This window comes from Pedobacter sp. AC212, assembly GCF_979258625.1.
Genome location: NZ_OZ409870.1, coordinates 828,819 through 843,173 on the forward strand (window position 1 = coordinate 828,819; position 14,355 = coordinate 843,173).

Consider the following 14,355-nt stretch of genomic DNA (forward strand, 5'->3'; position numbering starts at 1 on the left):
AATATCGAAGATAATACCTTGCTTTATAGGCAAAAAACTTAAATTTGCGACAACAAAAATCAAAATATAATGAGTTTCAGAATAGAACACGATACCATGGGCGAGGTGCAAGTGCCTGCCGACAAATACTGGGGTGCACAAACCGAACGCTCACGCAATAACTTTAAAATCGGGCCTGAAGGTTCAATGCCTAAAGAAATTATTCACGCTTTTGGCTATTTGAAAAAAGCTGCAGCTTTAGCAAATACAGAGCTTGGGGTACTTTCTGCAGAGAAAGCCGAACTAATTGCAAAGGCTTGTGATGAAATTATTGCCGGTGATTTAGACGATCAATTTCCATTGGTAATTTGGCAAACTGGTTCTGGTACGCAGAGTAACATGAACGGAAACGAAGTGATTGCAAACCGTGCTCACGTAATTAATGGTGGTGCCTTGGCCGATGATAAAAAAGTGCTTCACCCTAATGATGATGTGAACAAATCGCAATCATCTAACGATACTTACCCAACTGCAATGCATATTGCGGCCTATAAATTAACGGTAGAAAATACCATTCCCGGTTTAGAGAAATTGCGCAATGCTTTGGCTACGAAAGTGGAAGAGTTTAGCAACATCGTTAAAACTGGCCGTACGCACTTTATGGATGCTACGCCTTTAACGTTAGGTCAAGAATTTTCGGGTTATGTTCAGCAAATCGATAACAGTATCAGAGCCATTAAAAATGCTTTGGTTATGGTTGCGGAATTGGCTTTGGGTGGAACGGCTGTAGGTACAGGATTGAATACGCCAAAAGGTTACGATGTTTTGGTGGCTCAAAAAATAGCTGAACTAACCGGTTTGCCTTTTGTTACGGCACCAAATAAATTCGAAGCTTTAGCTGCTCACGATGCAATGGTTGAACTTTCTGGCGCTTTAAAACGTACCGCTGTTGCTTTAATGAAAGTAGCTAATGATGTGCGTATGTTAAGTTCTGGTCCGCGTTGCGGCATCGGTGAAATTGTTATTCCTGATAACGAGCCGGGTTCTTCAATTATGCCAGGTAAAGTTAACCCAACCCAGCCTGAAGCGTTGACTATGGTTTGCGCTCAGGTGATTGGTAACGACGTGGCCGTTTCAGTTGGTGGCATGTCTGGTCATTTTGAATTGAATGTTTTCAAACCTTTAATCGCTGCAAACGTTTTACAATCTGCTCGTTTAATTGGCGATGCTTGCGTTTCGTTTACTGTTAAATGTGCAGAAGGAATTACAGCGAACCTACCAGAAATTGAGAAACATTTACAAAACTCATTGATGTTGGTTACTGCTTTAAACCCGCATGTAGGTTATGAGAACGCAGCTAAAATTGCAAAGAAAGCACATAAAGAAAATAAAACATTGAAAGCGGCAGCAGTTGAACTGGGCTTGTTAACCAACGAACAATTTGATGAGTGGGTTCGTCCGGAAGATATGGTTGGAAGTTTGAAATAACAAGCCCCACATAGCCTCCCCAGAGGGGAGGAACTTCTTTCTATAGTTTAGGTGATGGAAAGTAAAGCCCCTTTAGGGGTTTGGGGTTTTTAGAAAAGCAGGGCCATTCATTCTTCGGATTCGATAGCCCCGCTTTTTGCTACAAGTTTTTTAAACCTATGAGGTCTTAAAGACCTCATAGGTTTAATCAAAAGGTTTCCGCTTCAATCGCTTGCCCGCCGTAGGCAGGCGTTTATTTAATAAAATACAGCAATTAAAAACTCAGTTTGCATGGTGCAAATTGGAATTCAAAATATAAAAACATGGGTGAATCAATTTTGACCTCATTAATCGGCTTTGTTTCCATTATCTCGCCATTAATAATCTTCATTGCTTGTTGTTATTATATTTCGAAACAAGTAAAGGCCGATTCTATATTATTGCTTATCGGTTCGGGGTTATCGTTAGTGTTAACTGGATTTTACAGCCTTTTGATGCCTTACCTTATGCGATCAGGAAGTTTTTCGATGACCCAAACTACAAGTTACTATACCATCGGTGGGGTAATCAGTTTTTTCTCCGGGATGTGTTTTGCTGTCGGTTTGTTTATATTAATTAGCAACACGGTTAACGAGAAAAAAAGCTTTCCAAATCAATTCCCTCCGAATGAGTTTAAATAGTATGCTCACTAATATTATGTTTAATCCATTGGGAAAAATTAAAGGAGTTATTCAATTGAAGCATCTCTATTTTCTTCCTTTTGCCTTCTACCTTTTGAGTATTTTAAGCTCTTGTTCTCGTTTGCCAAACATTCAGGGCAAAGGCGAAGATTTTATGCAGGGTGTTTGGAATCAGGATTCTGTTGCCTACAGCAATAAATTGAGTAACTACACCAAACATCATTTTAAGTTTAGCTGCGATTCAGTTTACATCGATTTTGAAACCCATAGCAAAGTTAACTTTTACGAAGATTCCTGCTATAATAATGGCATTTGGAAAGAATACGCTAAGGGAGTTTATGCCGTTAAAGGCGATACGCTAATCGTTGGAGCAACCTTCACTCATGCCAATTACAAACAAAAAATATCGGGTTGTTATCGCATCGGCAGGTACGAAAGAAACTTCCTGATTAAAAGAAAATCTCCCGATAGCTTGATTCTGGAAAGTATGAGCGATCAGCGGGAAATCTTATTATCACTTAAAGAAAAAGTTACCTGCGTACAAAAAGAATTATAAAATGAAATTCAAATCAATTAAAAGAAAGTTAATTATCGCCGCAGCTGTTGGATTGTTGGCTTATTTACCAACGCAAGTTAATGCATGGGGAATGATAGGGCATAGAGTGGTAGGTGAAATTGCCGATAGTTATTTAAAGGCTAAAACCCGCAAAGCGATTCAAGCCATTTTAGGTTCAGAAACCTTGGCCATGTCCGCAAACTGGGGCGATTTTATTAAGTCGGATTCTACCTATAATTATTTATACAACTGGCATTTCGTAAACTTACCAGGCGGACAAACCAAAGAAGGAATTTTTAATTTCTTGGAAACGGAGAAATCTCCCAACCTGTACAACAAAATAATTGAATTAACTGCAGTTTTAAAAAAACCGGGCAGCACAGCTGATGAAAAAAAATTAGCATTGCGGATGTTGGTGCATATGGCCGGGGATTTATGTCAACCCATGCATGTTGCCCGTAAAGAGGATTTAGGCGGAAACCGCGTTTCTGTTTTGTGGTTTAACGAAAAATCGAACTTGCACCGCGTTTGGGATGAGCAGTTAATTGAGTATCAACAACTGAGTTATACCGAATATGCAAAAGCAATCAACCATCCTTCTGCAGTTCAATTGTACAACTGGCAAAATACCAGCTTGAAAGAAAATGTTTATGAATCTTACCTGGTTTGTAATAAAATTTACGAAACCACTAAGCCAGATTCCAAACTAAGTTACCGCTACAATTTTGATTGGGTAGAAACCTTAAATCAGCAGCTGCTAAAAGGTGGAGTTCGCCTGGCAAAAATGCTGAATGATATTTATGGATAAGAATTCCAATAAACAAAAAATGCGCTGAAGTTATCAGCGCATTTTTTGTTTATAGTATTTTGTAATTGTAATGGATTACGTCTACAAATCAGTTTTGATTTTCAATTCTTTTAATTGTTTATCGTCTATAGTGCTCGGACTGTCAATCATCACATCTCTTCCTGAATTATTTTTAGGGAAAGCGATTACGTCACGAATCGAATCCAAACCAGCAAAAATTGAAGTTAAACGATCGAAACCAAAAGCGATACCACCGTGTGGAGGTGCGCCAAATTCGAAAGCATCCATCAAGAAACCAAATTGTTTTTGTGCTTCTTCTGCACTGAAACCTAAATGTTTGAACATTAAAGCCTGCAATGCTCTATCATGAATACGAATTGAACCACCGCCAATTTCAGTTCCGTTGATCACCATATCATAAGCATTTGCACGAACGTTTTTCGGGTCGGTATCTAACAAAGCAATATCTTCTGGCTTTGGTGAAGTAAATGGATGGTGCATGGCATGATAACGTTCCGTTTCTTCATCCCATTCCAATAACGGAAAGTCCAATACCCAAAGGGCAGAAAATGTGTTTTTATCGCGTAAACCTAAACGGTTACCCATTTCTAAACGAAGTTCGTTTAACTGCTTACGTACTTTATCTGTCGAACCTGCTAAGATTAAAAGCAAATCGCCTTTTTCAGTAGCAAATGCTTCGCTCCACTGTTTTAAATCTTCTTCGTTGAAGAATTTATCAACAGAAGATTTTATAGTTCCATCTTCATTGTGGCGGGCATAAATTAATCCTGTAGCACCAATTTGTGGGCGCTTGATAAAGTCAGTTAACTCGTCTAACTGTTTACGGGTGTAACTTGCCGCACCTTTAGCATTGATACCTACTACTAATTCAGCGTTATCAAAAACAGGAAAACCTTTACCTTTAACTAAGTCGTTCAGCTCTACAAACTGCATGTCGAAACGTGTGTCTGGTTTATCAGATCCGTACAAACGCATCGCATCTGCATATTGCATACGTGGAACTTCAGGCAAATCATAATTGCGAACTTCTTTAAATAGCGTACGAATTAAGCCTTCAAAAGTGTTCAGTATATCTTCCTGTTCGACGAACGACATTTCACAGTCAATCTGTGTAAACTCTGGCTGACGGTCGGCTCTTAAATCTTCATCTCTGAAACATTTAACAATCTGAAAATACCTATCAAAACCAGAAACCATTAACAATTGCTTAAATGTTTGTGGCGATTGAGGCAGAGCATAAAACTCGCCTTCGTTCATGCGGCTTGGCACTACGAAATCTCTTGCTCCTTCTGGCGTAGATTTAATTAAAACAGGTGTTTCTACTTCAATAAAATCTAAACCATCTAAATAACGGCGAACAGATTGTGCCATTTTGTGGCGTAAAACCAGATTGTTACGGACTGGGTTACGACGTAAATCCAAATAACGGTATTTCATGCGCAGTTCATCACCACCATCAGTTTCATCATCAATCATGAATGGAGGCAATTTTGCAGCGTTTAAAATTTCTAATGCAGAAACTTTAATCTCTACATCACCGGTTGACATTTTTGGGTTTTTGTTGCTGCGTTCTACAACGGTTCCGGTAGTTTTAATTACAAACTCACGACCTAATGAACGTGCTGCTTCGCAGAGTTCACGATTGTCATCCATGTTAAAAACCAGTTGTGTAATACCATAACGGTCGCGGATATCGATAAAAGTCATGCCGCCCAAATCTCTCGATTTTTGTACCCAACCACACAGGGTAACACTTTCTCCTAAGTTATTGAGGGTAAGTGCACCACAAGTTACTGTTCTTAACATATATTGTAATCTAAATTAAGCGGCAAAAATACCAAATTTGTTTTAAAGTTTTTAAAAGAAGATGTACTTGATTTTTCGAACTGGTTAAATCATTCATAAATTACCGATACTGTTGAAAGCAATTGACATTGGCCTATATGCAGGCAACTCATTTAGGGAGATTGCCACAAATATTACCGATGAAAAATCGGAGAATATTTTCGCAATGACGCCAAGTGGAATCAATTTAGTTCAAAAAATTCTCAACAAACAAATCCAACTTATATGCCAGCCCAAATGCATTCATTTTAAATCCAATCATTTTTATAACACACCCCGTCATTGCGAAAAACGATTCTTCATCGTGTTGTGGCAATCTCATTGCAGCTATTCACTGGGGGGCAAAAGGATATAATTTAATACTTTTCTTCCAAAACCACTTCAATAGAAATCACCTTCCACTCTCCACCTAAATTTCTCCATTGGTAAATTTCTTCCGTTTGTATAGTTTGCTTTTTTGAAAAGACCAATAAGTTAGGTTTAATAATTACCGACTTCCTGGCGATTTTCTCCGTAAAAATTTCATTTTCTACAGATGATTTAATGCGGTAATGGCTCGTTTCTATGCTTTTTGCTCGTCTGAAAAAACCTTGGATCTCAGCCTTATAATCACGAAGATTTAAAGTTTTATTATCCGATCCGGTAAATTGAAAAGAAGGATCAAATACTTGGAAATAAGTATCGCCATCTTTTAACTGCATTGCCTGATCTGCGTTTTTATGTAAGGCATCAATCGCTGAAATAGTTAAATCGGTTTCCATGGCATGAAGTTAAAGGTTTGCTTTCTGTTTTCAAACATAAGATGAAAGCATAAAAGACATTCCACAAAAAAGCCACCAATATGTTGGTGGCTTACTCATCTCAATTTAATTTTTCATCCGGCCTTGTTCGGCTTCCAAACCTGTACTTCGGTTACGGGCTGGTTTAATCTCGTTTTTACCAAATCGGTAGGTAAACGTTAAACTTACCGATTGTCTATCGTTCAGTCCGTAAAGAGTGTAATAAAGTCCAGGAAATGCACTTCTGATATTATTAATCTGCGTATTGAAGATATCGTTAGCAGCTAGCTTTAAACTTGCTTTTTTCGCTAAAAAGGATTTGCTTATCCCTGCATCAAAGCCGTAACGTGTTCTAATTTCCATCACACCAAAAGTAACCGGACTATCATAGCTGAAATTAAGTTCGGCTGATAAACCTGGCTGAATCTTAAAGCTGTGTTGCGATTTAAACTGGAAAGAAGTGCTCTTGTTATCCAGCGATTGGCCGGCAATATCTGGCGTTTTAAACCTGATGTGAAACGTATTTAAATTATTATTGCTACTCCACCATTTAGTGAAATTTACAGGAGCATTTAATACCAATGAATATGCGTTTTGAGTGGCAATATTTTGGTTGGTTTGGTACAGTGCCTGCTTTTCGTTATCCGGAAGAATTACCTCTGTAATCACATCGGTAGTTTTACTATAATTCAATGTGGCCGAATACTTTTTCTTAAGCAAATAAGTGAATTCAAAATTATTGGTGTACTGCGGATTCAAAAATGGGTTACCCTGGCTGTAAGTATATTGGTCTAAAAAGTAAACAAAAGGATTCAAAGCATCGTAGCTTGGTCGGTCAATTCTGCGACTGTAGGAAAGACTAATATCATTGTTCTTGTTCAATGTTTGGTTAATAAAAACACTTGGAAAAAAATCAAGATATTCGCGTTCTATAATCTTATTGGTCGTTATTGAATTGCCTTTCGAACTGGTTTGTTCTGCCCTCAACCCGAGTTGAATACTGGTTTTTTTGAATTGTTTATTAAAATTAACGTAAGCTGCATTTACATTTTCATCGTACACAAATTGGTTGCTAAGCAAAGCATTGTTTTGCCAATTGTTGTTCAAAAATTGTTCAGCAATTAAATTGTTATCGGTAGTTACCCAACTACTTTTTAAACCCGCTTCTAACTTCATCTGTTTTTTCAGTGGCAGTGCGTAATCAACCTTGAAAGCCTTAATATTAATAACCGAAGGCGTGATGTTTCTGGTAACCACCGTTGGCCTGATCAGGCTACCGTTATTAAAAAAGTAGTCGCTTACATAATCTGCATCATCATTTCCTTTATATCTTCCATAATCCAAATCAATGGTAATTTCCTGCCCTGCGGTATCAAGAACAGATTTGTAATTTAAATTGTAGGATAGGTTGTTGTACTTATTTCTAATCACATTATTGGCTAAAACCGAAGAATCCTGTTGGGTAAATGAACCGCCAATTCGGGTTGCATTAACGGAGTTTTCAATATTACTTCCTTCGTAACCCGTTACCAAAATGCCAAGCGTATTATTTTTATTGATAAAATAATCTGCGCCTACTTTAAAATTTTGTCCATGATTTTTTTTGCTAAAATCACTGCGTTGAGAGAAATAACGGTTGCTAGGCGAAACATTTGCAATCCTGTCTATTTCCATAAAAGTCTCTCGGTCTCTCTGGTAATAGTTATAGTTTCCAAACAGATTCAATGATTTCGTACGATGATTTAAGCTGCCACCTGCACTAGATCTAAATTTTTTCCCCCTTCCCAAAGCCCCCGTCAAACTTCCGTTTGTACCACCTCCTTTATTTTTTTTGGTTTTAATATTGATAATTCCGGAGTTACCGGCTGCATCATATTTAGCTGATGGATTCGTAATCAATTCGATAGTTTCTATTTCCGAACTTTGCATTCCTCTCAACAAATTAGCTACGTCGCCGCTACTCATATAAGTCTGTTTGCCATCTATTTGAATCAGTACGCCTTGTTTACCTTGCATCGAAATGTTGTCGTTCTGATCTACATTTACCCCAGGCGCTTTCTGTAGTAACTCCAATGCGGTAGAACCAGACGCGATAGAACTGCTGGCCACATTCATTACCGTTCTATCCATTTTGCGTTCTACTAATGGAACGTTTGCGGCAACGGTAACTTCTTTCAAATTTTGAGTGGTAGATACCAGTTGAATAGTACCAAAATCAATTTGTTGATCATCGCCCAGCGTTTCTACTTTACTTTTGTAAACTTTGTAACCCATATTACTGGCTTTGTAAAAGTAATTTCCTTTGCTTGAAACCGAGAAACCGAAACTGCCATTTTGATCTGTCAAGGCAGTTTTAACAATGCTCGAATCAGTTGCTTTGTAAAGTACAACAGTTACGAAGTCAGCGGGCTTTTTTGTTTCATCAACAATTTTTCCTGTAATATTAAATTTCGTATCGGTTTGTGCATTAACGGATAACGCTGAAAACGCGGCGAAAATAAGGAATGATATTTTGTAAAAAAGTTTCATTTTTATGGTATTAGTTTTTAAAAAATCAAGACAAAGAAATTCCATGCGACTGGTTAGACGCCTTTTTATTTTGCCTTATTATTTAAAGTTTAGCTGGGGAAACGAACGGTTTCCGTTGTTTAGTTATCAGTAAGACGATGGTTTTTAAGAAAGGTTACAGGAGGAAGAAAAAAAGTAAGAATGAAGTATTTTTATTGACCATTTAATTTTAGAAAGTCAAAGGCAGAATTAGGTGGCCAATGTAGCCCTGCCATCCACTACAATCTTTTAAATTGATTGTTCACTGTAAACGAAAGTGTAATTAATTTAAAAGGATTTTTGTTTCTGTCAGGCTTAATAGAACGAAGAGCAGTGCATAAAAAAACCGCAGACGAACAGAAAAATCTGCAAATCTGCGGCTTCAACTTTAAAAATGAGTTTTTATTTTACACCCAACACATCTACACCCTGTTCAAAAACAACATCAACAGGAATGTTTTTTCTGGTTAAGCGATCTAAATCTTTTTGCAATTCTGAGGAAATTACAGCTTTCTCCTTTTGCGCTTTTTCAACAGCAACTTTATCTCCATTACCTTGCAAAGTAATAATGAATGCGCTTAATTCATTCATTGCGGTGGCAAATTTTTCGTAGTTAACTTTATAGGTTCCTTTATCGGTACGCTCAAAAGCACCTTTTTCCTGAAAGTAATTGAAACATTGCATATTGGCTTTTCCATGTGCTTCAGATACGCCAAATCTTACTGATCTTAAAATTCCAGCCATAAAGGTGGTGTAGTAATCTTTAATATCGCCAGATAACTCACCTTTTTTTAGTAAACCTGTTACCATATATAAACCTAAAACATCGGCTTTGCCTTCTTCAAGCCAGCTATATTGTTCTTTCAGCACTTCACGAACAAAACCTTTTCCAGTAACCGTTTTTTTAATACCTAAACCATGAGCTACCTCGTGAAACATGACGTTGGCGAAAAAAGCATCAAACTTGATATATTTTTGCTGGTCAGCATCAATTAATTCTTTAGAAATAGGAACCAGGATCTTATCAAATTTAGCTTGCATGGCATTTTTCAATTGCGATCTGCGTGTGCCTTTTTCTTGCTGAATTTTTTCATCGTTGGGCAGATTTACAGCAATGGTTTTCGAACCAGCATTACAATCTCCTGCATAATAAACCACATCGTAGGCGTTCAATTCTGAGTCTGTTCCCGGCGTTTCCGTTTTATATTTGGCTACAACCGGTAAGTTTTTTTGCAGTTCAGGAAGCATTTTTACATACTTAGCTAAGCGCTTGCTCCATTCTTTGTCTTTAATTAAAACGTAAGCTTCATAACTGGTGCGGGCATTAAAAAGTTTATCCTCGTAATTTTCAATAGGGCCGATAATGATGTCAAGGCCATTCGTTTTCATATCCAACCAGGCATAATCGCTGGCGGTGAAATTGTCAGTAACTAAAGCATCTGCTCGTAAATTCAAATACTTTTTTAAGCCTGCATCTTCGGCAATTAAAGCAGCTTGTTTTAAAAGAGAACTTGCCTTTTGCAATTCGGCAGCAAATAAAACATGATAAGGAACAGTGGTCAGTTTACCTGCAGTATCTTTTTGGATCACCGAATAGGCACCATACTTATCTTTCAAGTCAGATTTCTCAATTTCTTCTTTCGTGATCCCGTAAGGATAAAAAGAAGCACCTTCTGGCTTGGCGCCAACACCAGCAACAAAAGGTTTTTCATTGTTCAACCTATCCCACGGACCATAATTTATATTTACAAATTCCCTGGTTTTTTCGTCCTTAATTGTGGCCATCAAACTGTCGCGTTCCGGATAGGCTTGCTTCCAGTACAAGTCGTCCATAATTTCTGCCGCCTGAATAAGCAAAGGCAAAATTTTTCGATCGTTAACGCTTAAATCGTTAATGTTACTGGTTAGCTTAACGCGTTCGTAAATTGGAAGTCTTTGCGCTACATATTCATTTAAGCTATCTCTTTCTACCACGGTACCATTATCGGTATTGCTTTTGGTGTCACCAGTGCAACCCGACAGGAACAATGTTCCAGTAATTGCAAGCGAAAAGTATATGGTAGATTTGTATAATTTGTTCATATTTAATAGATATGGGTGCTAAATTAGTAAAATTTAAAAGCATTGTATAAAGTTTGATGCATTGGAGATAGTTTCGCATAACTTTGTAACTTCAACAATCAACAAATCAAAACATGTCATCATTTAATTTCCCTAAATATTCGCCAGTTTTAGTTACGGCACTTATAGTTTTCCTTTCTTCGTGTGGATCTAATAAATATGCAGCAACTGAAAAAGTTTATAAAACGAAAGCCAAAGATTTCTCGAAAATTATCAGCAGCACGCCACCTGCAGGGCAGCTTTACGATTCTTTAAGTGCAGCAAATCAAACCTGGGTTGGCTCTGTAAACTTTGGCATACGCAAACCCAACTTCGTAGTTATCCACCATACGGCTCAAGATAGTTTAAACCAAACCATCAAAACCTTCCACTCTACCAGGGCTGGAACAAGCGCTCACTATGTAATCAGTAGAGATGGAAAAGTTGTGCACATGGTTAATAATTATCTTCGTGCAAACCATGCAGGCGTAAGTAAATGGGGTAAGGATACGGATTTGAATTCTTCATCAATCGGTATTGAATTAGATAATAACGGTATTGGCGATGTTTGGCAAGATGCACAAATTAACAGCTTGATTAAATTGCTTGCAACCTTGAAGAAAACCTATAATATTCCAACAGCGAACTTCATCGGCCATGCCGATATTGCACCTGGCCGTAAAAATGACCCAAGAAATTTTCCATGGAAAAAGCTAGCGGATAAGGGATTTGGCTTTTGGTATGATGATGTACTGAAGAATCCACCGGCAGATTTCGATACCGAAAAAGCGCTAAAATACATTGGTTACAATACGGCAAACTTACCCGCTGCAATCGAAGCCTTTAAAATCCATTTCATACAAACGGATATCACTAAAACTTTAACACCAGTTGATATTTTGGTGTTGTACAATGTTTATACAAAGTATTAAGACATTAGCAAAAATACAAGTTGTTCGTGTCGGCAGCTTTATTTCATTTAAACTTTGCAAAGGAACTGAATAGCGTTTTATTTCTGCGTTTCTGTTGAAATTTTCGATTGCAATAAGCATAAAAAAACACGGATGAATCTGTGTTCATCCGTGTTTATGTGTAGTTAAAAAAAGCGTTGATTAATTGGGCTTCTTAAAAGTATCCTTTAGTGTCACCGTTCTATTAAAAACCAATTGATCAGCAGTTGAATCTTTATCCAGACAGAAATATCCTTTACGAATAAACTGATAACGGCTATCTAAATCGGCATCAGCAAGGGCTGGTTCGATATAAGCATTCGGCAACACCGTTAAACTTTCCGGGTTTAAATAATCCTTAAAATCACCTTCTTCAGCATCTGGTGTTTCGGAGGTGAACAAACGGTCGTACAAACGAATTTCTGCTGTTTTTGCATGTTGTGCGCTCACCCAATGGATGGTTCCTTTTACGTTAATTCCGCTGGTATCATTTCCACTTTTCGATTCAGGAATATAAGTACAATGGATTTCTGTAACGTTTCCATTTTCATCTTTCACAAAATCTTCGCACTTCACAATGTAAGCGAACTTTAAACGAACCATTGCCCCAGGTGCCAAACGGAACCATTTCTTCGCCGGAACTTCCATAAAATCTTCACGCTCAATCCAAAGTTCATTGCTAAACGGAATCACACGTGTACCGCCGTGATCTTCAGCCTCCGGATTGTTCTCGCCGATTAAATCTTCAGTACCTTTTTCATAATTGGTAATGATTAACTTAATAGGATCTAAAACAGCCATCACTCGGTTCGCCGTTTTATTTAAATCCTCACGGATACAAAACTCCAACAAGCTCAGTTCAATTAAATTCTCACGTTTCGCAATACCAATACGTTCGCAAAATTCACGCACACTTTTTGGCGTAAAGCCTCTTCTGCGTAAACCGGAAATGGTAGGCATGCGTGGGTCGTCCCATCCGCTAACTAAATTCTCATTAACCAGTTGCAGCAGTTTGCGTTTACTCATTACTGTTGAAGTAAGGTTTAAACGGGCAAATTCATATTGCTTAGATGGGAATATTTCTAATTGTTCTATAAACCAATCGTATAGTTCACGGTGAGAAACATACTCTAAAGTACAAATGGAATGGGTGATATTTTCTATACTGTCGCTTTGTCCATGCGCAAAATCATACATAGGATAAATGCACCATTTGTTGCCCGTGCGGTGATGTTCTGCATGTTTAATACGGTAAACAATTGGGTCACGCATTAACATATTCGGACTAGCCATATCGATTTTCGCCCGCAAGGTGTAAGCACCATCCGGAAATTCGCCGCTTTTCATTCTTCCGAAGATATCAAGATTTTCGGCTATGCTTCTGTTGCGATAAGGGCTATCTTGTCCAGGTTCTGTAGGTGTGCCTTTCAAAGCTGCAATCTCATCTGCCGTACTTTCATCAACATAAGCTAAACCTTTTTCAATAAGCCTAACTGCAAATGCGTATAGTTGATCAAAATAATCTGAAGCGTATAATTCGTTTTTCCAATTAAAACCCAGCCATTTAATATCTTCCTGCTGACTATTTACATATTCCGTTTTTTCCGTAACCGGATTGGTATCATCAAAACGAAGGTTGGTGTAACCGCCGTATTTTTGTGTTAGTCCGAAGTTTAAGCATATCGCTTTGGCATGGCCAATGTGTAAGTAACCATTCGGCTCAGGCGGAAAACGCGTAACCAATGTTTTATACTTGCCACTATTCAAGTCGTTCTCAACAATTTCTTCAATAAAGTTCAATGACTTCTCTTCACTCATAAAAACCTGTAAATTAGGAATGCAAATGTAAAAAGATTGAGCGTAATTAGGTAATGATTAAAAAATAGATTAGGGGAATTGGAGAATATGGAATTATATTGAGCAGTAGCTTGGGGAATAATTAATTGGAAATGGGTTGGCCGCTTGTTTCTGTTTCTTATTTGATTCGAATAAGGTTAGGGAATAGGGAATTGGAAATAGGGTGGGTGCTCGTTTCTATTTCTTATTTGATTGGATTGAGGTTGAAATTGTTAGCCTTATGCCTCTCACCTACTTCCCATTTCCCATTATCTATTTCCTAATCCCTATTTCCTCAAATCCATTTCCCTAAACCCTATTTCCGTAAAAGAAAATTCAATACATTTACCTCAACTTAATATTCATTATGAGCAAAGTATTAAACCGACCGATACGCGTCTTAGTTGCCAAAGTAGGCCTTGATGGTCATGACAGAGGGGCTAAAGTGATCGCTACTTCACTTCGTGATGCAGGTATGGAAGTGATTTATACCGGCCTGCGCCAGACACCAGAGATGGTGGTAAATACGGCTTTGCAGGAAGATGTTGATGCCATTGGAATTTCAATATTATCTGGGGCTCACATGACGGTTTTTCCAAAAATTATTCATTTTATGAAGGAAAAACAGCTTGATGATGTATTATTAACTGGAGGAGGAATTATCCCGGAAGGTGATCGGAAAAAACTTGCTGAGTTAGGTGTTGGAGAATTATTTCCTCCTGGAACAACTATGGCAAGCATTGTAGAGTATATTAAAAATTGGGTTATAGAAAATAGAAATTTTTAA

Annotated in this window: 11 protein-coding genes; 6 read left to right on the forward strand and 5 right to left on the reverse strand. The window is 37.8% G+C overall.

What is annotated here, in order from left to right:
- Positions 1 to 69: 69 nt before the first annotated feature.
- The 4 genes from fumC to ACZZZC_RS03565 all read left to right on the forward strand — a co-directional run bounded on the left by fumC (position 70) and on the right by ACZZZC_RS03565 (position 3,490).
- The gene (gene fumC / locus ACZZZC_RS03550) at positions 70 to 1,467 is read left to right on the forward strand and encodes a class II fumarate hydratase (protein WP_265798624.1); all 1,398 of its coding nucleotides are present in this window, start codon (positions 70 to 72) and stop codon (positions 1,465 to 1,467) included.
- A gap of 302 nt (positions 1,468 to 1,769) precedes the next feature.
- Complete coding sequence (locus ACZZZC_RS03555) at positions 1,770 to 2,126, forward strand: hypothetical protein (protein WP_463484869.1); 357 nt, start codon at positions 1,770 to 1,772, stop codon at positions 2,124 to 2,126.
- Positions 2,113 to 2,682 (forward strand): fumarate hydratase, encoded by a 570-nt coding sequence (locus tag ACZZZC_RS03560; RefSeq protein WP_463484870.1) that lies wholly within the window; start codon positions 2,113 to 2,115, stop codon positions 2,680 to 2,682. Before ACZZZC_RS03555 ends, ACZZZC_RS03560 begins: the two co-directional genes overlap by 14 nt.
- Position 2,683: 1 nt before the next feature.
- A complete protein-coding gene (locus ACZZZC_RS03565) occupies positions 2,684 to 3,490 on the forward strand; it encodes a S1/P1 nuclease (RefSeq protein ID WP_463486618.1) in 807 nt (268 codons plus the stop codon).
- A gap of 81 nt (positions 3,491 to 3,571) precedes the next feature.
- Here ACZZZC_RS03565 and aspS read toward each other — a convergent pair whose 3' ends face one another.
- The 4 genes from aspS to ACZZZC_RS03585 all read right to left on the reverse strand — a co-directional run bounded on the left by aspS (position 3,572) and on the right by ACZZZC_RS03585 (position 10,764).
- Positions 3,572 to 5,317: an aspartate--tRNA ligase gene (gene aspS, locus ACZZZC_RS03570; protein ID WP_463486619.1), complete on the reverse strand. Its 1,746-nt coding sequence runs from the start codon at positions 5,315 to 5,317 to the stop codon at positions 3,572 to 3,574.
- A gap of 395 nt (positions 5,318 to 5,712) precedes the next feature.
- Positions 5,713 to 6,117: a hypothetical protein gene (locus ACZZZC_RS03575; protein WP_463486620.1), complete on the reverse strand. Its 405-nt coding sequence runs from the start codon at positions 6,115 to 6,117 to the stop codon at positions 5,713 to 5,715.
- Positions 6,118 to 6,222: 105 nt separating this feature from the next.
- A complete protein-coding gene (locus tag ACZZZC_RS03580; protein WP_463484874.1) occupies positions 6,223 to 8,664 on the reverse strand; it encodes a TonB-dependent receptor in 2,442 nt (813 codons plus the stop codon).
- Positions 8,665 to 9,084: 420 nt separating this feature from the next.
- Positions 9,085 to 10,764 carry a dipeptidyl-peptidase 3 family protein gene (locus tag ACZZZC_RS03585; RefSeq protein WP_463484875.1) on the reverse strand — a complete coding sequence of 560 codons (1,680 nt, stop codon included), beginning with the start codon at positions 10,762 to 10,764 and terminating at the stop codon, positions 9,085 to 9,087.
- Between the two features lie 113 nt (positions 10,765 to 10,877).
- Between ACZZZC_RS03585 and ACZZZC_RS03590 the strand changes: the two genes are divergently transcribed.
- Complete coding sequence (locus ACZZZC_RS03590; RefSeq protein WP_463484876.1) at positions 10,878 to 11,714, forward strand: N-acetylmuramoyl-L-alanine amidase; 837 nt, start codon at positions 10,878 to 10,880, stop codon at positions 11,712 to 11,714.
- 180 nt (positions 11,715 to 11,894) lie between these two features.
- Here ACZZZC_RS03590 and ACZZZC_RS03595 read toward each other — a convergent pair whose 3' ends face one another.
- Entirely contained in the window at positions 11,895 to 13,550 is a 1,656-nt protein-coding gene (locus ACZZZC_RS03595; protein ID WP_463484877.1) for a glutamine--tRNA ligase/YqeY domain fusion protein, read from the reverse strand.
- Positions 13,551 to 13,935: 385 nt separating this feature from the next.
- On the opposite strand from ACZZZC_RS03595, the gene ACZZZC_RS03600 reads away from it, so the two are divergent.
- Positions 13,936 to 14,355 carry a cobalamin B12-binding domain-containing protein gene (locus tag ACZZZC_RS03600; protein WP_463484878.1) on the forward strand — a complete coding sequence of 140 codons (420 nt, stop codon included), beginning with the start codon at positions 13,936 to 13,938 and terminating at the stop codon, positions 14,353 to 14,355.